The organism is Pseudomonas sp. GW822-FHT01E03 (assembly GCF_058802985.1).
This window is the reverse complement of record NZ_JBXAOQ010000005.1, coordinates 144,916-165,904: the sequence shown is the minus strand read 5'-3', so window position 1 is coordinate 165,904 and position 20,989 is coordinate 144,916. Positions and strand designations below refer to the sequence as shown.

Here is a 20,989-nt window from a genome sequence, read left to right as displayed (position 1 = left end):
GCCGAACAAAATACCTGTGGGAGCGAGCTTGCTCGCGATGGCGGATTATCAGACACATTGATATTGAATGTGCCACCGCCATCGCGAGCAAGCTCGCTCCCACATTTATTCTTCCGTGCTGCTCAATCAAATGATGGCAAGTGGATATCTGCCGCATGCCGATTATGCTTCATGGAACCTTGCAGCGCCTTCGGGCGTCAATCTGAATGCAAGCCACGTAATCCAATGACTTCAGCCCCAGGGCCTGGGTACGGTAAGTGTTGGTGGGAACTCCGGCCTACAACAAAAGCAAGACGGAGAATACTCATGGCAGCAATCGACAATGCAACCACGGGCAGCGCGCCCCATCACGGGCTCACCAAGGAGGAACGCAAGGTCATTTTTGCCTCGTCCCTGGGCACCGTGTTCGAATGGTATGACTTCTACCTGTACGGCTCCCTCGCGGCGATCATCGCCAAGCACTTCTTCGCCGGTGTCAACGAAACGACGTCCTTCATCTTCGCCCTGCTCGCCTTCGCCGCCGGCTTCGCCGTGCGGCCCTTCGGCGCCATCGTGTTCGGCCGGTTGGGCGACATGATCGGGCGCAAGCACACGTTCCTCATCACCATCGTGATCATGGGTATTTCCACGGCCGTGGTGGGTTTGCTGCCCGGCTACGCGACCATCGGCGTGGCCGCGCCGATCATCCTGATCAGCCTGCGCCTGCTGCAAGGCCTGGCGCTGGGCGGTGAGTACGGCGGCGCCGCGACCTACGTGGCCGAACATGCCCCCAAGGGCAAACGCGGCTACTTCACCTCGTGGATTCAGACGACAGCCACCCTCGGCCTGTTTCTGTCACTGCTGGTGATCCTCGCCTGCCGTACCGCGCTGGGCACTGAAGCCTTCGAAGCCTGGGGCTGGCGGATTCCGTTCCTGCTGTCGATCCTGCTGCTGATTATCTCGGTGTACATCCGCTTGCAGCTCAACGAGTCGCCGGTGTTTGTGAAAATGAAGGCCGAAGGCAAGTCTTCCAAGGCGCCGCTGACTGAATCTTTCGCACGCTGGGAGAACCTGAAGATCGTGATCATGGCCCTGCTCGGCGGCACCGCCGGCCAGGCAGTGGTCTGGTACACCGGGCAATTCTATGCGCTGTTCTTCCTGTTGCAGACGCTGAAGATCGAACCGCAAACCGCGAACCTGCTGATTGCCGGCTCCCTGTTGATCGGCACGCCGTTCTTCGTCATTTTCGGCAGCCTGTCCGACCGTATCGGGCGCAAGGGCATCATCATGGCGGGCTGTATCATCGCGGCACTGACTTACTTCCCGATCTTCCACGCGCTGACCCAATACGGTAACCCCGACGTGTTCATCGCGCAGGAGAAGAATCCGGTCACGGTCGTCGCCAATCCCGCCCAGTGTTCGTTCCAGTTCGACCCGGTGGGCAAGGCCAAATTCACCAGTTCCTGTGACTTGGCCAAGACAGTGCTGGCCAAAAGGGCCATCCCCTACAAGAACGCGGACGCCGAGCCGGGCGCCGTTGCGCAGGTGCGCATTGGCGATAAAGTGATCGAGAGCTTCGAGGGCACTGGCATGCCGGCCGCCGACTTCAAGGCCAAGAACGACGCCTTTGCCGCCACCCTCGCCACCGCCCTCAAGGACGCCGGCTACCCCGAAAAGGCCGACCCGGCCAAGACCAACTACCCGATGGTGTTGCTACTGCTGACGATCCTGGTGATCTACGTGACCATGGTCTACGGGCCGATTGCCGCCTGGCTGGTGGAACTGTTCCCGGCACGCATTCGCTACACCTCGATGTCGCTTCCCTACCACATCGGCAATGGCTGGTTTGGTGGCTTCCTGCCGACGGTGGCGTTCGCCATGGTGGCGGCCACGGGGGATATCTACTACGGGCTGTGGTATCCGATTGTCATCGCGGTGATGACGGCGGTGCTGGGTATTTTCTTCATGCCGGAAACCAAGGATCGGGAGATTCATCACACATAAACCTGACACCTCACCCTGTGGAACCGGGTGTACTCATAATCGGCGGCCATGAAAAACCACTGTGGGAGCGAGCTTACTCGCGATAGCGTCAGCACATTCAACATCAATGTGTCAGACAGATTGCCATCGCGAGCAAGCTCGCTCCCACAGGGTTCCTGGTGTGACTTCAAGTATGTTTAGGCAACTCGATGACGACCTTCAGCCCGCCCCATTCGCTTTCCAGCAACGACAGTTTGCCGCCCCAGCTATCGACAATGTCGCGCACGATGCCCAGCCCCAAACCATGCCCATGGGTTTGCTCATCCAGCCGCGTTCCTCGGCCGAACACCTGATCGCGACGCTCTTCGGGAATGCCCGGGCCGTCATCTTCCACGTTGAGTTCAAAGCCCTCTGCAGTCTCGGCCACACTCAGGCGAACCTCGGCATCCGCCCACTTGCAGGCGTTATCCAGCAGATTGCCCAACAGTTCCAGCAGGTCTTCGCGATCCCAGGGCAATTGCAGGCCGGTGGGTGCGCGGTAGCTCAGCGCCAGGTGTTCGCCATGGATCATGTTCAGGGTGGCCAGCAACCCGGGGAGTTCCGCATCGCAATCAAACAGTGCCCCCGGCAACGCATCGCCGGACAACCGCGCACGATTGAGTTCCCGATTGAGCCGTTGCTGGACTTGCTCCAGTTGCTCCTTGAGGACCTTGCGCAATTGCGGGTGCGCGTCGAGTTGCTCGCTTGAAGCCAGGCTCAACAGCACCGCCAGCGGAGTTTTCAAGGCGTGGCCGAGGTTGCCCAGGGCATTGCGTGAGCGCTTGAGGCTGTCCTCGGTGTGGGCCAGCAAATGGTTGATCTGCGCCACCAGTGGTTCCAGTTCCACCGGCACCTGATCATCGAGTTGCGAACGCTGGCCCTGTTGAAGCTGCGCAATCTGCTCGCGGGCCTGCTCCAGCGGACGCAAGGCCCGGCGCACGGTAATCCGTTGCAGCAGCAGAATCAGCAGCAGCGCCGTCAAACCGAGGCCAAACCCGAGCTGTTGCATGCGCCGGAAGCTTTCGCGAATTGGCGTGTAGTCCTCAGCGACGCTGATGGAGATCGGCAACCCCGAACGTCGATAGTCCGTACGCAGCACCAGTAACTGTTGCCCTTCCGGACCCAGTTGCAAGTTGCCATGCAGGCCGGGGTGATCGAGCACCGGCAGTTCCTGATCCCATAAAGAACGGGAACGCCAATGACCGTCGGCGAAATCGATGCGGAAATAATGCCCGGAGAACGGCCGTTGATAAGCCGGTGACAGGCGTCGCTCATCCAGTTGCAAGCCTTGCGGCCCGCGCACCAGTGCCGCCAGCAGGTTCTCGCTGTCATTGCGCAACCCGGCTTCGAGGTAGCGCTGCAACCCCAATTCGAACAGCCACAGGCTGGTTTGCGCCAACACCAGGCCAACGACCACCATCACGCTGATCAGGCCCAGGCTCAAGCGGCGCTGGATCGATCTCACCGGGCTTGCCCGCCGAACAGATAACCCTGGCCGCGACGGGTTTCAATCACACTTTTGCCGAGCTTGCGGCGCAAGTGGTTGACGTGGACTTCCAGCACATTGGAATCGCGCTCGGTTTCACCGTCGTAGAGGTGTTCGGCGAGGTGGCTTTTGGAGAGGATCTGCTCGGGGTGCAGCATGAAATAACGCAACAGGCGAAACTCCGCGGCGGTCAGTTGAATGTCCGCACCGTCGCGCACAACGCACTGGCGACCTTCGTCCAGATGCAACCCGGCAGCCTTGAGCGTTGGCTGGTTGACCTGTCCATGGGAGCGGCGCAATAACGCCTGGATGCGCAAAAACAACTCTTCGGGATGGAATGGCTTGGTCAGGTAGTCGTCGGCGCCGGCCTTGAGGCCTTCGATGCGTTCGGCCCAGGAGTCTCGGGCCGTCAGGATCAGCACCGGCGTGGCCAGCCCCGCCGCGCGCCATTGCGCCAGCACCTCAAGCCCCGGCACGCCGGGCAAACCGAGGTCGAGGATGATCAGGTCGTAAGGCTCGGTGCTGCCCTGATGTACCGCATCGCGACCATCGGCCAGCCAGTCCACCGCATACCCCTGGCGATTGAGGCCGGCCAGCAGTTCGTCGGCCAGGGGCACATGGTCTTCCACCAGGAGCAAACGCATGGATCAGTCTTCCTTGTCTTTGAGTAAACGGCCGGTGGTGGCGTCGATGCCCAGTTCGCGGACTACGCCCTCAGGGGTCAGCAGCTCGACTTCATAAATGTAGACGTCGTGTTTTTCTTCGAGCTCGGCTTCCAGCAGCTTCGCACCGGGGTAGTGATCCATCGCCTGCTGCAGCAGTTGCTCCAGCGGCAGGATCACGCCCTGTTGACGCAGGCTCAAGGCCTCATCCTGATCCAGGTCGCGGGCCAACACTGCCGAGCAAAATGCCAGAAGCAACAGCGCCATCCGGCTACCGGTGCATTGCTTGAATAAAAACACCTTCATTACGAATCCTGATGATCCTTGAGAACCTGCCCGCTGACAGCGTCTAATTCCACATCCCAGTCGATGCCCTGAGGATCGCGAAGCTCGACCTTGTACAGGTATTTGCCATAACGCTGTTCCAGCTCGGTTTCATTGACGGTGGAACCCGGATGCCTGGCCACCGCGTTGGCATTGAGTGTCTCGAACGACACAATGGTACCAGCGTCGCGCAATCTCAGCGCTTCATCCGGGCCAAGTTCCCGGGCGTGGGCGAGGCTTGCGGTCATGCCGAGGATCGACGCGGTGAACAGGGTGGTCAGGGTTTTCATGGGTGTCTCCGTATTTCTTCAGGTACTGCCTGTGGGCGCCACCTTAACCGGATGAACTTAATTGAAACTGAATTGCCATCATTGGCAACACCGCCCTCCTTTGTGGGAGCGAGCTTGCTCGCGATAGCGGCGGCACATCCAACAATGATGTGACTGCAACACCGCTATCGCGAGCAGGCTCGCTCCTACAGTGATCGTGTTTATAATTTCTGTCGGCCCGACATCGAGACTTTAATGACCGCCATCCACATCAAGTTCCCTTCCCTGACCCTCAAGGCCGGTCCAGGTGCCTTTGCGCGCATTCGTGACAGCGGCTTGAACGCCGCCGACGTCGGCACCTTGCCTGGCGCGGCTGGCGGTCCGAAGGCGCTGGGGATTCAGGGTCTGGACCTGGCGCTGTTCGGCGAGTGGCTGCCGGCGGCACCGCGGGAACGCTCGCTGATTGGCGCATCGGTGGGTTCCTGGCGCTTCGCCAGCGCCTGCCTGCCGGACGCCGCCGAGGGCATCCGGCGTCTCGGGCAGCTCTACACCGAGCAACACTTTGCCAAGGGCGTGACCATGGCGCAGATCAGCCAGAGCTCACAGCGCATGCTCAATGACCTGCTCGACGGTCGCGATGCCTCGATCCTCGACAACAACCATTACCGCCTGAACATCATGGTGGTCAAAAGCCACGGCCTGCTGGCCGACGATCATCGCGGCCGCCTCGGGCTGGGCCTGTCGTCGGTCATCGCCGACAACCTGCGCGGCCGGGCGCGGCTGGCACGACACTTCGAACGCCTGATCATCCACGACCCGCGCCTGGCGCCGCCGGTCAATGCCTTGAATGACTTCCCGTCGCGCTTCGTCGCCCTCAATGCCGGCAACTTGCGCCAGGCCCTGCTGGCCTCGGGCTCGATCCCGATGGTGATGCAAGGCGTGCGCGATCTGCCGGGCGCCGGCGCCGGGACCTTCCGCGACGGCGGTCTGCTGGATTACCACCTGGACCTGCCCTACAGCGGCAACGACATCGTGCTTTACCCGCATTTCACCGACCGGGTGGTTCCCGGCTGGTTCGACAAGACCCTGCCGTGGCGCCGCGCCTGCCCGGTTCGCTTGCAGAACGTGCTGTTGCTGGCGCCGTCGAAGGAATACCTGGCGCGCCTGCCTTACGGCAAACTGCCGGACCGTAACGACTTCAAGCGTTTCATGGGCGACGCCCCAAGCCGACAGAAATACTGGCGCACGACCATGGACGAAAGCCGCCGCCTGGGCGACGAATTCCTCGAACTGGCCGCCAACGGTCGCCTGGGCGAGCGCTTGCTGACCCTTTAGTCAGGACAAACTGGTAAACTCGCCACCTGCCCGAATCGCTGCGGCGAACGCCACCTGAACAGAGCTGAAGATACTGTGGAAATTTTCAAAGAGTTTACCTTCGAATCCGCCCACCGCCTGCCCCACGTACCGGACGGCCACAAGTGCGGGCGCCTGCACGGTCACTCGTTCAAAGTGGCAATCCACCTGAGCGGCGACCTCGACCCGCACACCGGCTGGATCCGCGATTTTTCGGAAATCAAAGAGATCTTCAAGCCGCTGTACGAGCGTCTGGACCACAACTACCTGAACGACATTCCAGGCCTGGAAAACCCGACCAGCGAAGTGCTGGCCAAGTTTATCTGGCAGGAATTGAAGCCTCTGCTGCCGGAACTCAGCGCGATCCGTATCCACGAGACCTGCACCAGCGGTTGCATCTATCGCGGCGAATAAGCCGGCAGACAAATGCAGAACCCTGTGGGAGCGAGCTTGCTCGCGATGACGGCGCCACATTCAACATCGATGTGACTGACACAACGCCATCGCGAGCAAGCTCGCTCCCACAATGGAACAGCGTTTTGCCAGAGAAAAAGAAAACAGCCTTCATCGGCTGTTTTTTTATGCCTATGCTTTTTGCCTCGCACCCGCCAAGAGGACACACCTATGACTGACTGGCCACTGCCCCAGACCTATCGCTTCAAAGGGCACTCCGTGCGCTACGCCGTGCGCGGCGACGGCCCGCCGCTGGTGTTCGTGCATGGCACGCCCTTCTCCTCCTATGTCTGGCACCGGATTGCCCCGCACTTCATCACCACGCACCGGGTGCACTATTTCGATTTGCTGGGCTACGGGCAATCCGAGAAAGTTGATGGCGACGTGTCCCTGGGTGTGCAGAACGAATTGCTGACGCAGTTGCTGGATCATTGGGGCCTGGATCGCCCCGACGTGGTGGCCCATGACTTTGGCGGTGCCACGGCCCTGCGCGCGCACCTGCTCAACGGCAAGGATTACCGCAGCCTGACACTGATCGATCCGGTGGCGCTCACGCCCTGGGGTTCGCCGTTCGTGCAGCATGTGCGCCAGCATGAAGCCGCCTTCAGCGGACTGCCCGATTACATCCAGCAAGCGATCGTGCCGGCTTACATCCGCGGGGCGATCAAGCGGAAAATCCCGGACCACGAACTCGCCCCCTATGTTCAGCCGTGGCTGGGAGAGCCGGGGCAAGCGGCGTTCTACCGGCAGATCGCGCAGATGAACGAGCGTTATACCTGCGAGGCCGAGGGCCTGTACTCGACGATTCGCTGCCCGGTGCAGATTCTCTGGGGTGAAGATGACCAGTGGATTCCCATCGAACGCGGGCGGGCCTTGCAGCAGATGATTCCCGGATCGCGGTTTTATCCGATTCCCAACGCCGGTCATCTGGTTCAGGAAGACGCGCCCGAAGCGGTAGTCGCGGCGCTGCTGCGGTTTTTGCCCCTGCAGTAATCCTCCAGAACAAACCCAATCCCCTGTGGGAGCGGGCTTGCTCGCGAAAGCGGCAGTACATCCAGCATCTATGTAGCTGACACACCGTCTTCGCGAGCAAGTCGGATCGCCGCACCGCCGCTCCCACATTTGAACGGTGGTGATCAATGTCACTGGCGGGAATCGCCGCTGGCGAGCTAACGTAAGAGTATTGCCTAAACGATTCGCCAAAAGGATCTGCCCGATGCACATCATCAATGCCCGTCTGCGCAACCAGGAAGGCCTGCATGAGTTGAACCTGGAAAACGGCCTGATCAGCAGCATCGGCCGCCAGATCGAAGCGCCGACCCTGGGCCCTGACGATCTGGATGCCGGCGGCAACCTGGTGGTGCCGCCTTTCGTCGAGCCGCACATCCACCTCGACGCAACCCTGACCGCCGGCGAGCCGCGCTGGAACATGAGCGGCACGCTGTTCGAAGGCATCGAGTGCTGGGGCGAACGCAAGGCGACCATCACCCAGGAAGACACCAAGGCCCGGGCAAAGAAAACCATCCAGACCCTCGCCGCCCACGGCATCCAGCATGTGCGCACCCACGTTGACGTCACCGACCCGCAACTGACCGCGCTCAAGGCGATGCTCGAAGTACGCGAGGAAAGCCGGCACCTGGTCGACCTGCAAATCGTCGCATTCCCTCAGGAAGGCATCGAGTCCTACCGCAATGGTCGCGAATTGATGGAAGAAGCGATCCGCATGGGCGCCGACGTGGTAGGTGGCATTCCGCATTTCGAGTACACCCGCGATCAGGGCGTCAGCTCGGTGAAGTTTCTCATGGACCTGGCCGAACGCAGCGGTTGCCTGGTGGATGTGCATTGCGACGAAACCGACGACCCGCATTCACGCTTTCTCGAAGTGCTTGCCGAAGAGGCCCGCAGCCGCGACATGGGTTCGCGGGTCACGGCCAGCCACACCACGGCCATGGGCTCCTACGACAACGCCTACTGCGCCAAACTGTTTCGCTTGCTCGGGCATTCGGGGATCAGCTTTGTCTCCTGCCCCACCGAAAGCATCCACCTGCAAGGTCGCTTCGACAGTTTCCCGAAACGCCGGGGCGTGACCCGGGTCAACGAGTTGCTGGAAGCAGGCATGAACGTGTGCTTCGGCCAGGACTCCATCGTCGATCCGTGGTATCCGCTGGGCAATGGCAACATTTTGCGGGTTCTCGAAGCCGGCCTGCACATCTGCCACATGCTCGGTTATCGCAACCTGCAAAGTGCGCTGGACCTGGTGACGGACAATAGCGCCCGAGCCATGAACCTCGGCGATCGCTATGGCCTGGAGCGCGGGCGGCCGGCGAACCTGCTGATTCTGTCGGCGGAGAGTGATTACGAAATGATCCGCAGCCAGGGGTTGCCGCTGTACTCGGTGCGCGATGGCAAGGTCTTGATGAAGCGGACGATGCCGGTGGTGGAGTTCAGTGGGCTGGGCTGAGTTTGGTGTTGTCTGGCCTGGCCTCTTCGCGAGCAAGCCCGCTCCCACATTTAATCGCGTTTGTCTGGACAACTCGGTCAACTGTGGGAGCGGGCTTGCTCGCGAAAGCTATTTTGAAGTCAATCAATTAACCGAGCCGTACCAAACAGACTGACCCGACTCAACTCTCCCCGTTCCTCTTCCAGCAAGATCGGCGCCGTGCCACCCGGCATCGTCACCTTCACCTCCCCGGCGCAGACCCAACCTGCCCGCCAGGCCGCACAGGCCACCGCGCTGGCGCTGGTCCCCGACGACGCCGTCGGCCCCTCGCCCCGCTCGAATACCCGCGCGGCGATGTGTCCTTCGGACACCCGCATTGCCCATTGCAGGTTGACTCCCGCCGGACAAGGCTTGCCTGCGCCGACCGGCATGGCGTAGGCGATTCGCGTCAGCCCTTCACCCAGTGCCGGCTCGCGCATCTGCTCGTTGCTCGGCAGGTCCTCGGCACTTTCCACCAGCGTCACGCAATGGGGATTGCCGACCCGCGCGAACTGGCTATGCGACCACGCACTATTGAGTGCCGACAATTGTTCAACGTGGCTGAGTTCGCGACCATTGAACATCGCCGCTTCAACCCCGTGAGCACTGACCGCCGACGGCCCGAATCCCGGCTGGCCCAGATCGAGCCAAAAACCCTTCACGCCCCCGACCTCTGCGGCTTTCACTGAAGTCTGCCCCGGCGAAGGCGAATCAGCCTTGTCGTGGTGAACCCTGAGCAGACAGGCTTCGTTCTGCGGCAACAGCCCTTGATCACTGAGGGCCTGGGAAAAAATCGTCAGCCCGTTGCCACTGCGCTCGGCCAGGGTACCGTCGGTGTTGACGATCAACAGATCAAAGGGAGGCGACGACTGAAACGGTCCGACCAGCAAACCGTCGCTGCGATGATCCTTGCTACCGGACGGTTGAGTGCCTGGAGCCCAGCTGCAGCAAGCCTCGATCGCGGCCAGCGCCCAGGCTTCAAGGGTTTGCGCTGCCTGGCTGGCCTGGTCGGGCAGGTCGATGCCCTGACGGCGCAGTTCTTCGGGCGTTACCACGATGTAAATGTTGCCCCGTGCATCGTACCTCTGCGCCATGGCGCCCTCCGTGTGTCATTGGAATGGCTCAACATATCGCGAAAAACACTGGCGCTGTGCAACCATATCGCCCTGTTTGACCGTAAAACTTTCCGGGCACTGATCGAACCCTCACAGGCCGATCACTGTCCGTTGAGGACGCGACGCTTTTTGCCAAGGATTGTTATGACCAGCCTCAACAGCCAAACCACCTTCGTTCCCGGGCGTCTGGAACAGATGTCCACGCGCATCGCCTTTTTCATCGCCGGGGTCGGCATCGCCGCGTGGGCACCGCTGGTGCCCTATGCCAAGGTCCGGGCCGGACTGGATGAAGGCACCCTGGGATTGTTGCTGCTGTGCCTGGGGGTAGGTTCGATCCTGGCGATGCCGCTGGCCGGGATCCTGTCCACACGTTTCGGCTGCCGGCGGGTGACGGCCGGCGGGACCCTGCTGATCTGTGCCGCCCTGCCGCTGCTGGCGACGGTGTCGTCGATTCCGGCGCTGATCGCCGCATTGTTCATGTTCGGCGCGGGGCTCGGCACCGTGGATTCGACGGTCAACCTGCAAGCGGTGATCGTCGAGCGCGCCAGCGGCAAAAACATGATGTCGGGGTTCCATGGCCTGTTCAGCCTGGGAGGGATTGTCGGCGCGGCAGGCGTCAGCGGATTGCTTGGCCTGGGGATCTCCCCCCTGGGGGCCACGCTGGTGGTGATCGTGTTGCTGCTGATCGCGCTGGCCAAGGCCGTGCCGCATCTGTTGCCCTACGGCAGCGAGAGTTCGGGACCGGCGTTTGCGGTGCCCCATGGCATCGTCCTGTTCATTGGCGGCATGTGCTTCATCGTGTTCCTCGCCGAAGGCGCTGCGCTGGACTGGAGCGCGGTGTTCCTGACACAGGAACGTGGCATCGACACCGCGTATGCGGGGCTCGGTTATGCGGCGTTTGCCTTGACCATGACGGCCGGGCGTTTGACCGGTGACAAAATCGTACGGCGGTTGGGCGCGACGCGGGTGATTGTGTCCGGCGGGCTGACCGCCGCCGCAGGCTTGTTTCTGGCGACGTTCGCACCGAGCTGGGAGGCGGCGCTGGTGGGTTATGCGTTGCTGGGTGCCGGTTGCTCGAACATTGTGCCGATACTGTACACCGCGGTCGGCAAGCAGACGGTCATGCCCGAAAGCATCGCCGTGCCGGCCATTACCACCCTGGGTTATGCGGGCATCCTGGCAGGCCCCGCCGTCATCGGCTTCGTCGCCCATGGCAGCAGCTTGAGTTTCGCCTTTGCCTTGATGGCGGTGTTGCTGGTGGCGGTTGCCGTTGGCGGGAGAGTGTTGAAGGTCTGAAAAGCATCGCGAGCAAGCTCGCTCCCACAGGGATCACACGGAACCTGTGGGAGCGAGCTTGCTCGCGATGAATTCACCTCGGTCTATCAGAACCCGACACTGGCCTGGACAAAGAACGTGCGCGGCGCACCGACGTACATGCCCGAGTTGTTGTCGCTGGAACGGGTGAAATACTGCTTGTCGAAGATGTTCTTCACCCCCGCCCCCAGTTTCAAGTTCGACACCTGCGGACCGAAGTCATAGCCGGCACGTGCGTTCCAGAGCACGTAACCCGGGATATCACCGAACTGGCCATCAGCGGTGCCTTCAGTGATGTAGTCGCCGTTGAAGCTGCCATCGGCGTTCACGCCGGTGCCCGGCGAGCGCTGCTTGGACTGGGCGAACGCATCGAGGTTGTAAGTCCAGCGGTTGACGTCGTAACGCAGGCCGGCGGTGGCCACCTGGCGGGAGTAGAACGGCAGGTCACGGCCCTTGAAGCCCGGGATCTCACCTTCGTAGGTGGCGCGGGTGTAGGTGAAACCGGCGTTGGCGGTCAGGCCGTCCAGCATCGGGTTCAGCGCGGCCATGTCGTAGTGCACCGAGGCTTCGATACCCTGGTGCTTGGTCGCGCCGAGGTTGGTCCAGCCCACGTCATTGCTGATGTATTGCAGTTCGTCGTCGAAGTCGATGTAGAACAGCGTCACTTCACCGCCCCACACGTCATCGTTGTAGCGCGTACCGATTTCGTAGGTCTTGGCCTTTTCCGGCTCCAGGCCGTTGGCGGGCTCATTACCGATACCGCCCTGCCCCAGTTGGAAATACTGCAGCGCGCCGAACGAGGTTTCGTAGTTGGCGAACAACTTCCAGGCATCGGACATGTGATACATCACGCTCAGGGCCGGCAGCGGCTCATTGCTCTCGATGCTGCGTTTTTTCTCCGGCACCCGTTTACCGGCGTTATCGAGTACCGGGCGGTCGTGCCAATCGGTGCTGATGTGCTCGAAGCGAATGCCTGGCGTGACAGTCCAGTTGCCAACGTCAATCTTGTTGTCGACGTAGACCGAATTGGCCTCGGTTCCACCGGTACGATCCTGATAGACATGGCCGTCCGCCCCCGGACGCACGACCGGCTCATTGTTGACCAGCGCCACACGGCTGGCCTCTTCGTGCATGGCCTCTTTCAGGTAGCGATAACCGACGCTGACTTCCTGGGTGGTCGGGCCCACATCGAAGACGTGAGACACCCGTGGTTCGATACCGTAGGTGTAGTAGGTGCGCGGGTAGGAGTTGAGTGTCTTCAGGTCACGGGAGGCGATGTTGCTGCCACGGAAACTGTCGGTGTAGTAGGTCAGCACTTCGGCCTGGGTGCGATCGTCGATCTGCCGCACCCACTTGAACGACACATCCTTGCGGCGGCCGCTGAAGTTGTCGTGGTCGCGCACGGACTGGAACGGGTCGGCGTCGTACTGCGCCTGGGTCAGGCCGCCGGGCATGTCGGCCTTGGCATCGTAGTAGTGAAAGTTGAGGCTGAAATCGTCGACATCGGTCGGCGCCCAATGGGTCTTGAGGATCACGTCGTCGATGTCGTTGCCGTTGTTGCTTTCACGGTAACCGTTGCCGTTCACGCCGGAATACAACAGCGCCACGCCCATGCCGTTGTCGGCGGTGCCGCCCATGAACGCGGTGTCGATGTGCTTCCAGCCACCGTGCTGCGAGGTTTCCAGGGTCGTGCCGATTTCCGCGGAGGCTTGTTCCGGGATCGCGCGGGTCACGAAGTTGATCACGCCGCCCACGTTTTGTGGTCCGTAGCGTACGGAACCGGCACCGCGCACCACGTCGATGCTGTCGAGGTTGCCCGAGGAAATCGGCGCCATGGAGAGTTGCGGCTGACCGTAAGGCGCGAACGCCGCCGGGATGCCGTCGATCAGCACGGTGGAGCGAGGCGACAGGCGCGAAGTCAGGCCGCGCACGCCGACGTTGAGGGAAATGTCGCTGCCACCGGTACCGTTGGCGTCCTGTACCTGCACGCCCGGGACACGTTTGAGTACGTCGCCGACGTTCATCGCGCCCTGCTCGACCATGGCTTCGCGGCGGATCACGGTTCGTGCCCCGGGGTGGTTCTGCACCACGGCGGCATCGGCATCGCCGAGCCAGTTACCGACGACCTTGATGTCAGTCACGCCCAGTTCCAGTGGACCGCTGGCCGCCGATGCTGGTGCCGGCATCAGCGTCACCGAACCTTCATCGATCTGGTATTGCAGGCCGCTGCCTTGCAGCAACTGGCGCAGCGCGTCTTCCGGGGAAAGGTTGCCATCCACCGCCGGAGCCTGCTTGCCGGCGACCAGTTCAGGGCTGAAGAACACCTGAAGCGAGGTTTGCTGGCCCAACTGACTCAGGGCCTGTCCCAAGGGTTGCGCCGGGATGCGGATGGCATCGGCGGCAAAGGCCTGGGGCAGCGCAACGTTGACCGCCAGCGCGAGGGCCAGCGGTAACCAGGGGAGTTTGTTGTTTTTAGCGGTGGAGTTTTTCACGTCGAACGTAATCCTGTGGATCGCAAGAGTGTGCGTTTGTTAATGCAAACCAGTTGCAGTTGAACAGGAAGACGATGAACTCGAAAAAAACCTGAATTTTATTTTGAAATTATTTCCTGACTGCCATCGCCAAGGGTGCGCACGGCCACGGGGAGGATGCTCGGCAAGGCCTTGAGCAGCGCGTCGGTATTGTCGGATTTGAACACGCTGGTCAAGCGCAGATCGCCCACCGCCGCACTGGCGACCTTGAGTGGCTTCTCGCGATAGCGCGAGACCTGCTCGGCGACATCGGCCAGGCTGGCATTGTTGAACACCAGTTTGCCGTTGCGCCAGGCGGTCATTTCCGCCGGGTTGACGGCATAGGCGGCGGCAACTTTGCCCTGGGCATCGACGTGGGTGCCAAGGCCTGCCGTCAGATTGATGAAATCGTTATCGGCGGCGTCGCGACCTTGAACCTTGACGCTGCCCTGCTCCACCACCACCCGGGTTTCGCTGGCGCCATGACGTACGTCGAATCGGGTGCCGGTAACCGTGACCTTGCCGCTGCCCGCCGCGACCACGAAAGGCCGGCCAGTGTCATGCTCGACGCTGAACATCGCTTCGCCTTCAGTCAGCTCGACGTTGCGGCGATCCTTTTCAAAGCGCACCTGAATCCGGCTGCGGCTGTCCAGATCGACCACCGAGCCATCGGGCAACGCCACTTGGCGTCGCTCATTCAGGGCCGTTGAAAACTCGGCGGTATAAGGCGCCGGATGATTCAGGCCGCTGAACAAACCCAGGCCGAGCGCTACCGCCAACACGCTGGCAGCCACCGCGTAACGCAGCACGGGACGACGTTTTTTCAGGGCTGGCGGGGTTTCACACAAAGCACGCAAACGCGCCGCCGGTAGCAGGTCGGCGGCGCTCCACAAGCCCTGGAGCACTTCGAATTCGTTGCGGTGTTGGGGGTGCTGCTCCAGCCAGAGTTGAAACTGACGCCGCATTTCGACATCGGCAACAGGCTCCTGCAAACGCACAAACCACTGCGCCGCGTCATCGCGAACCGCTGTTTGCCCGCACGCACAATCACGAGTATCCATCATGGAAGTTCCTGTTTGGCTGGGGAGGAGAAGGCGCGGCCGGTCATGACTGCAACCCGTCCAGGCGATCGCGCAGATGCCGAAGCGTGCGGATCATATACTTTTCCACCATGTTCTTGGACAGCCCCAGGCGTTCGGCGATTTCGGCCTGGGTCAGGCCCTCGATTTTCTGCCAGACAAACACCTTGCGGCAGTTGACCGGCAGCTCGGTGAGCGCCCGTTCGATGGAATCAGCCAGCTGGATCGCGTGCATGAAATGCTCCGGGTCGCCGGTCGGCGACTCACTGAGATCGATCGCCTCTGACTCCATGGCGCCCCGCCGGTCCTCACGCCGATAACCATCCACGGCAATGTTGCGCGCGGTCTGGTGCAAATACGCCCGGGGCTGCTGCACCACCGCCGAATCGGACTCAAGCACCCGCACGAAGGTATCGTGGGCCAGGTCCTCGGCCTGCTGACGATTCCTCAGGCGACGGGTCCAGGTGCCAACCAACTCTTCGTAATGCTCGAAAAAGCCGTGTCTGCGGGGCAGCTTGAGGGTCATTGCGGTGTGCTGTGGAGACGGGGCGTTAATAGTAATGCTTCCTATTAACTTGAAGCAATGGTTTGCGTCCGCCACACAGGGCACTTTATCCCCTTGCCATTGTGCATTTCGTCAGGAAAGCTCAATTGCGGCACGGAACCAAAGAAATCTGGCAGGCATTCAAATGCAGCCATTGACTGGTTGTAACAAAGTGCAGAAATGCCCGTACCCGGCTTTCACCCAGGAATTCACACATGCTCAGCCCCAAAGCATCGCCCAAGAGAACACCGCTGGCCCGCCTCGCCCTGGCCATCACCCTGAGCACCCTCGGCCTGCCGTTCTGGGCGGGTAATGCCCAGGCCCACGGCGGTCACGCCGAAATGGTGCCGCTGCAAGCGGGTCTTGAGGAATTTGGCGCCACGGTGAAATGGGACGATTACGCCAACCTGTTCACCATTGCCAAGGACGGGGTCTACCTCAAGGTAAAGCCCGACAGCAAAGTGGCGATGCTCAACGGCAAGCGTATCGAGCTGACGGTGCCGGTGGTGTTCAAGGACCATACGGCGTTCATGTCCAAGGACTTTATCAACCAGGTGTTCCAGTCCGGGCTGGACAAGACCTTCGTCGTCGAGACCCGCCCTAACCCGCTCAACCCCCTGAGCGCAGCTGAAATCACCACGGCAGTGGACATCGTCAAGAAATCGGAAAACTACAAGCCTGGCTTCCGCTTCACCGAAGTCTCGGTCAAGGAACCGCCGAAGGATCAGGTGTGGAACTTCGTCTTCACCGGGCAAAACGTCGCCCAGCCGCGTGAGGCCTCAATCGTGGTGCTCGACGGCAAGCACGTGATCGAAGCCCTGGTCGACCTCGACACGAAAGAACTCAAGTCCTGGAAGCCGATCGAAGGCGCCCACGGCATGGTGCTGCTGGACGATTTCACAACGGTGCAGACGGCTGTGGAAACCAGCCCGGAATACGCCCAGGCCCTGGCCAAGCGCGGCATCAACGATGTGAAAAAGGTTGTGGCCACGCCGCTGACTGTCGGTTTCTTCGACGGCAAGGACGGCCTGGCGCAGGACAAGCGCCTGCTGAAAATCGTCAGCTACCTCAACACCGGTGATGGCAACTACTGGGCGCACCCGATTGAAGGCCTGGTGGCGATTGTCGACCTGGAACAGAAGAAGCTGATCAAGATCGAAGACGAAGCGCTCATTCCGGTGCCGATGAAACCGACGCCGTATGACGGTCGCGGACGCCAGGGCGTCGCAGTCAAACCGCTGGAAATCATCGAGCCCGAGGGCAAGAACTACACCATCAGCGGTAACAGCATTCACTGGCAGAACTGGGACTTCCATGTTCGCCTCGATTCGCGGGTCGGGCCGATCCTGTCCACCGTCACCTACGACGACAAGGGCAAGAAACGCAAGATCATGTACGAAGGCTCGCTGGGCGGCATGATCGTGCCTTACGGCGACCCGGACGTCGGTTGGTACTTCAAGGCCTACCTCGACTCCGGCGACTACGGCATGGGCACCCTGACCTCGCCGATTGCCCGTGGCAAAGACGCCCCGCAAAACGCCGTGCTGCTGGACGCCACCATCGCCGACTACACCGGCGCACCGACCGTAATCCCGCGCGCCATCGCGGTGTTCGAACGCTACGCCGGCCCGGAATACAAACACCAGGAAATGGGCCAGCCCAACCTCAGCACCGAGCGCCGTGAGCTGGTGGTGCGCTGGATCAGCACCGTGGGCAACTACGACTACATCTTCGACTGGGTCTTCCAGCAGAACGGCACCATCGGCATCGACGCCGGCGCCACCGGTATCGAAGCGGTCAAGGGCGTGAAATCGAAAACCATGCACGAAGACACCGCCAGGGAAGACACGCGCTACGGCACCCTGCTGGACCACAACATCGTCGGCACCACGCACCAGCACATCTACAACTTCCGCCTCGATATGGACGTGGACGGCGAGCAAAATTCGTTGGTGGAAGTGAACCCGGTGGTGTTGCCCAACGACCGTGGCGGGCCACGCACCAGCACCATGCAGACTGAAACCAAAGTGGTCGGCAACGAGCAGCAGGCGGCGCAGAAGTTCGACCCGTCGACCGTGCGCCTGCTGACCAACTTCAGCAAGGAGAACAAGGTCGGCAACCCGGTTTCCTATCAGCTGATCCCTTATGCCGGCGGCACGCACCCGGTGGCCAAGGGTGCCAACTTCGGCAAGGACGAATGGCTCTACCACCGCCTGAGTTTCATGGACAAGCAGCTGTGGGTGACGCAATACAACCCGGAGGAAAAGTACCCGGAAGGCAAATACCCGAACCGCTCGGACAAGGACTCGGGCCTGGGACAGTTCACCCAAGACAACCACTCCATCGAGAACACCGACGACGTGGTCTGGCTGACCACCGGCACCACCCACATCGCCCGTGCCGAAGAGTGGCCGATCATGCCGACCGAGTGGGTGCATGTGCTGCTCAAGCCGTGGAATTTCTTCGATGAAACGCCGACCCTGAACCTCAACGCACCGAAGTAACCAGGTCGAACGCAATACCTGTGGGAGCGAGCTTGCTCGCGATGACGGAGTGTCAGTCGACTTAAATGTTAACTGACACTCCGCAATCGCGAGCAAGCTCGCTCCCACAGGGTCAAGCGGTGTTCATGCAAACCATCAAGCATGCCGCTTGCGATACTCCCCCGGCGCAATGCCGAAGCGCGACTTGAACGCGGTGGAGAAGTAGCTCGAATCGGAAAACCCCCACGAATACCCCAGCACCGACAACTTCTCCTCCTTGCCCGATTGGCGCAGGGATTCGGCGCACAGGTCCAGGCGGCGGTTCTTGATGTAGCGCGCGACCACCAACCCTTTCTTGGCAAACATCCGGTACAGGCCACGGGTGGACATGCCGACTTCCCGCGCCAGCCATTCCGGGCACAGGTCTTCGGAGCGAATGTTTTCGTCGATGCAGGTGAGCGTCTTGCGAAAGATCCGCTCATGGGCATCGGTGCAATCGTCGGCCTGGCTGATCGCCGGGCGCAGCAGACTGACAATCGCCTCCAGGGTCGCTTCGCTTTCCTGTCGGGTCAGGTGCTGCTGGCGGGTGGCATCGAGGATCAACCGGTGCGAGAGCATCGCGATGGGCGAGGTTGCGGCAATCCGGTGGCCGCACTTGACCTGATTGAAACGCAGGGTTTGCTCGACCAGTTGATAGGGCAGGATCAGCGACAACTGCCGAGAGTTTTCGCCATAAGTGAAGTCGCTGGGCCGCGAAGCATCGATTAGCGTGATGTCGCCGGGGGACAGCAAGACCTTGTCGTCGCCTTGGGCCATGCCCGCCGTGCCGTCGAGTTGGAACACCGCAAAATACTTGCCGCCCTCGCCCGCCGCGACTTCCTGGGGCGTACGGTACAAACGCGCCTGGCACACGTCGACGAAACTGAGTTTGAGCGCATCGCTCTGGTATTCGCGGATACGTCCGGCAAACTCGCTGCCCAGGGGTTGTGCGTTGAAGGCGCCACAGATCTGGTTGATCTGATGGATCCACTGGTCGAACCCATCATGGCGCTGTGCTGTTGTAGAAATCATGTCAGGCCTCACGCAGGCTTATTTTTATTGTCTACGTCAATCCACACGACATCGGATGCTTCGAGTCTCCTGAACCGCACCACTCCCTGAACAATGACGTGCTATTTCAGTCCGCCAAAACGCCGATAGAAGCTTTCACCCACATCCGGCAACGGGCCGTCGGCCGTTTCCAGTGCGGCGTTCAGCCATTCTTCGGCCTTGGCGTAAATCAAACGGTAAATGTTGCGGCACAACTGGCGGGCGGCGCGGCCTTCCCAATCGCCGGGCAGCAACTCGTCCGGCAGTTGCGGGTCGCGCAGCAGCAGCTTGCGGTACTCGTGAATCAGCAGCACCCGCGCCAGGAAGCAGTCGGCCGGTTGCAGGTTTTCCTGCTCGCGCAGGGCTTGCCACAGCGGCCGGAACAGCTGGATGAACTCGCTGTAGTGCGCGGCCAGCTCCTCGATGTTCCAGCTCTCGCGCACCTGCAGGCGCAGGGCCTTGGAGGCTAGTACGTCCTGGGCGGTGGTTTCGAAGACAATGGTGTCTTCCTGCGCGCCGAGGTCGAGCAGGGTCGCGTTGACGTCGGAACGGTCGCTGCGCGGACAGGCCAACACCACCGGCGAAATCGCGCCGAAACCTTGCCACTCCAGTTCTTCACGCACCTGTTTGCGTTTGTCCTGGGTCAGCTGCGAGAGCATCACCAGGCACCAGGAGCCATCCCAGGCCGGCATCGTGGTGCTGTAGACCCGCTTGAAGGCCTTGTCGAAACGCCGGCGACCGGTGCCGGTCAGGCTGTAGTAACTGCGGCGACCGACCTTCTCGGCGGTCAGCCAGCCTTCTTTGGTCAGGCGAAAAATCGAGGTGCGAATCAGCCGCTCGTTGATGCCGATGGGCTCGAGCAACTGAATCAGGCTGCCCAGCCAGACGGTGCCGCCATGGGGTTCGATGGCATCCCCGTACAACGTGATGATCAAGGAACTGGCGCGGATTGGCGTCTGCTCCTGGAAGCGGGTAATCAGATGGTTCAAGGGAGTCAGGGACGACATGAGCGTTCCGTGTAAAAAAAGAAAAGGAATATACCGAAACTCTGCCTGTTAATCGCATCCACCTGTAGGAGCGAGCCTGCTCGCGAAAAACGTCCGGACAACACGGGCATTCAGACAGCCCGCGTCATCGTTGACGTCCATCGCGAGCAAGCTCGCTCCTACAAAGGGATTTGTATTCACTGGGAACTGCCCTTGGGCCGCACCCCCCTGTCGCTGATGCGCGGGCGATCAGCTTCCGGCTCGGCCAGCGGCTCGCAGACCTGCATCTGTTCCAGGCAACGCTTGGCCAACTCCTGATACTCACGTGTGCCCGCCTGCTTCCACGCCACTTCCTGATCGCTGAGGCTGCGCTTGACGCTGGCCGGTGCGCCCATGACCAGCGACTGCTCCGGGCATTCGAAACCGGCCTTGACGAACGCCGCCGCCGAAACGAATGAACGCGGACCGATCCGGGCGTTGTCCATCACCACCGCATTCATGCCCACCAGCGCATCGGCGCCAATCCGGCAACCGTGCAGCACCGCACCGTGGCCGATGTGGCCATTGCGCTCGACCACGGTGTCGCTGTCGGGGAAACCGTGCATCACGCAGGTGTCCTGCAGGTTGGCGCCCTCTTCCAGCACGATCCGCCCGAAATCCCCGCGCAGGCTGGCCAGCGGGCCGACATAGCAATGGGGACCGATGATCACGTCACCGATCAATACGGCGGACGGATGCACATAAGCGCTCGGATCAACCACCGGAGTCAGGCCATCAAGGCTGTAGCAGGTCATGGAAGCTTCCTTCACAAAGCGATGCAAATAATGACTCATTTTGTATCA

Annotated in this window: 18 protein-coding genes; 7 read left to right on the top strand and 11 right to left on the bottom strand. The window is 61.2% G+C overall.

Features of this window, described 5'->3' with window-relative positions; translation table 11 throughout:
* Positions 1-306: 306 nt before the first annotated feature.
* Positions 307-1,983 (top strand): MFS transporter, encoded by a 1,677-nt coding sequence (locus tag AC1RP7_RS12010; RefSeq protein ID WP_407515724.1) that lies wholly within the window; start codon positions 307-309, stop codon positions 1,981-1,983.
* Between the two features lie 166 nt (positions 1,984-2,149).
* Here the strand turns inward: AC1RP7_RS12010 and AC1RP7_RS12005 are convergent, their stop codons facing one another.
* From AC1RP7_RS12005 to AC1RP7_RS11990, 4 genes are read right to left on the bottom strand one after another with little or no spacing between them, the layout of a single operon-like run.
* Positions 2,150-3,466 carry a sensor histidine kinase gene (locus AC1RP7_RS12005; protein ID WP_150814159.1) on the bottom strand — a complete coding sequence of 439 codons (1,317 nt, stop codon included), beginning with the start codon at positions 3,464-3,466 and terminating at the stop codon, positions 2,150-2,152.
* Complete coding sequence (locus AC1RP7_RS12000; protein ID WP_057714001.1) at positions 3,463-4,131, bottom strand: response regulator transcription factor; 669 nt, start codon at positions 4,129-4,131, stop codon at positions 3,463-3,465. The genes AC1RP7_RS12005 and AC1RP7_RS12000 overlap by 4 nt, the downstream gene beginning before the upstream one ends.
* 3 nt (positions 4,132-4,134) lie before the next feature.
* Positions 4,135-4,455: a PepSY domain-containing protein gene (locus AC1RP7_RS11995; RefSeq protein ID WP_493180714.1), complete on the bottom strand. Its 321-nt coding sequence runs from the start codon at positions 4,453-4,455 to the stop codon at positions 4,135-4,137.
* Positions 4,455-4,763 (bottom strand): PepSY domain-containing protein, encoded by a 309-nt coding sequence (locus AC1RP7_RS11990; RefSeq protein ID WP_057713999.1) that lies wholly within the window; start codon positions 4,761-4,763, stop codon positions 4,455-4,457. Before AC1RP7_RS11990 ends, AC1RP7_RS11995 begins: the two co-directional genes overlap by 1 nt.
* A 234-nt stretch (positions 4,764-4,997) precedes the next feature.
* On the opposite strand from AC1RP7_RS11990, the gene AC1RP7_RS11985 reads away from it, so the two are divergent.
* The 4 genes from AC1RP7_RS11985 to codA all read left to right on the top strand — a co-directional run bounded on the left by AC1RP7_RS11985 (position 4,998) and on the right by codA (position 9,009).
* On the top strand, positions 4,998-6,077 hold the full coding sequence (locus AC1RP7_RS11985) for a patatin-like phospholipase family protein (protein WP_493180713.1): 1,080 nt from the start codon (positions 4,998-5,000) through the stop codon (positions 6,075-6,077).
* A gap of 75 nt (positions 6,078-6,152) precedes the next feature.
* Positions 6,153-6,509, top strand: a complete 357-nt coding sequence (gene queD / locus AC1RP7_RS11980; protein ID WP_008021670.1) for a 6-carboxytetrahydropterin synthase QueD — start codon at positions 6,153-6,155, stop codon at positions 6,507-6,509.
* Positions 6,510-6,719: 210 nt separating this feature from the next.
* A complete protein-coding gene (locus AC1RP7_RS11975; RefSeq protein WP_429522293.1) occupies positions 6,720-7,541 on the top strand; it encodes an alpha/beta fold hydrolase in 822 nt (273 codons plus the stop codon).
* 223 nt (positions 7,542-7,764) lie between these two features.
* On the top strand, positions 7,765-9,009 hold the full coding sequence (gene codA, locus AC1RP7_RS11970) for a cytosine deaminase (protein WP_090456830.1): 1,245 nt from the start codon (positions 7,765-7,767) through the stop codon (positions 9,007-9,009).
* Between the two features lie 119 nt (positions 9,010-9,128).
* On the opposite strand, the gene AC1RP7_RS11965 is transcribed toward codA, so the two are convergent.
* The gene (locus tag AC1RP7_RS11965; protein ID WP_493180712.1) at positions 9,129-10,121 is read right to left on the bottom strand and encodes a diaminopimelate epimerase; all 993 of its coding nucleotides are present in this window, start codon (positions 10,119-10,121) and stop codon (positions 9,129-9,131) included.
* Positions 10,122-10,286: 165 nt separating this feature from the next.
* Here AC1RP7_RS11965 and AC1RP7_RS11960 point away from each other — a divergent pair, with 165 nt between their 5' ends.
* The gene (locus AC1RP7_RS11960) at positions 10,287-11,438 is read left to right on the top strand and encodes an MFS transporter (protein WP_493180711.1); all 1,152 of its coding nucleotides are present in this window, start codon (positions 10,287-10,289) and stop codon (positions 11,436-11,438) included.
* Between the two features lie 86 nt (positions 11,439-11,524).
* Here the strand turns inward: AC1RP7_RS11960 and AC1RP7_RS11955 are convergent, their stop codons facing one another.
* The 3 genes from AC1RP7_RS11955 to AC1RP7_RS11945 form a co-directional block, all read right to left on the bottom strand.
* Positions 11,525-13,948 (bottom strand): TonB-dependent siderophore receptor, encoded by a 2,424-nt coding sequence (locus AC1RP7_RS11955; RefSeq protein WP_154863640.1) that lies wholly within the window; start codon positions 13,946-13,948, stop codon positions 11,525-11,527.
* 98 nt (positions 13,949-14,046) lie between these two features.
* Entirely contained in the window at positions 14,047-15,030 is a 984-nt protein-coding gene (locus AC1RP7_RS11950; RefSeq protein WP_493180710.1) for a FecR family protein, read from the bottom strand.
* 40 nt (positions 15,031-15,070) lie between these two features.
* The gene (locus tag AC1RP7_RS11945) at positions 15,071-15,571 is read right to left on the bottom strand and encodes a sigma-70 family RNA polymerase sigma factor (RefSeq protein WP_057713991.1); all 501 of its coding nucleotides are present in this window, start codon (positions 15,569-15,571) and stop codon (positions 15,071-15,073) included.
* A gap of 233 nt (positions 15,572-15,804) precedes the next feature.
* Here AC1RP7_RS11945 and tynA point away from each other — a divergent pair, with 233 nt between their 5' ends.
* Complete coding sequence (tynA, locus tag AC1RP7_RS11940) at positions 15,805-18,093, top strand: primary-amine oxidase (protein WP_493180709.1); 2,289 nt, start codon at positions 15,805-15,807, stop codon at positions 18,091-18,093.
* Between the two features lie 135 nt (positions 18,094-18,228).
* Here the strand turns inward: tynA and feaR are convergent, their stop codons facing one another.
* The 3 genes from feaR to paaY form a co-directional block, all read right to left on the bottom strand.
* The gene (gene feaR, locus AC1RP7_RS11935; protein WP_057713989.1) at positions 18,229-19,143 is read right to left on the bottom strand and encodes a transcriptional regulator FeaR; all 915 of its coding nucleotides are present in this window, start codon (positions 19,141-19,143) and stop codon (positions 18,229-18,231) included.
* 101 nt (positions 19,144-19,244) lie between these two features.
* A complete protein-coding gene (paaX, locus tag AC1RP7_RS11930) occupies positions 19,245-20,168 on the bottom strand; it encodes a phenylacetic acid degradation operon negative regulatory protein PaaX (RefSeq protein ID WP_007972019.1) in 924 nt (307 codons plus the stop codon).
* Positions 20,169-20,344: 176 nt separating this feature from the next.
* The gene (gene paaY, locus AC1RP7_RS11925; RefSeq protein WP_493180708.1) at positions 20,345-20,941 is read right to left on the bottom strand and encodes a phenylacetic acid degradation protein PaaY; all 597 of its coding nucleotides are present in this window, start codon (positions 20,939-20,941) and stop codon (positions 20,345-20,347) included.
* Positions 20,942-20,989 lie beyond the last annotated feature (48 nt).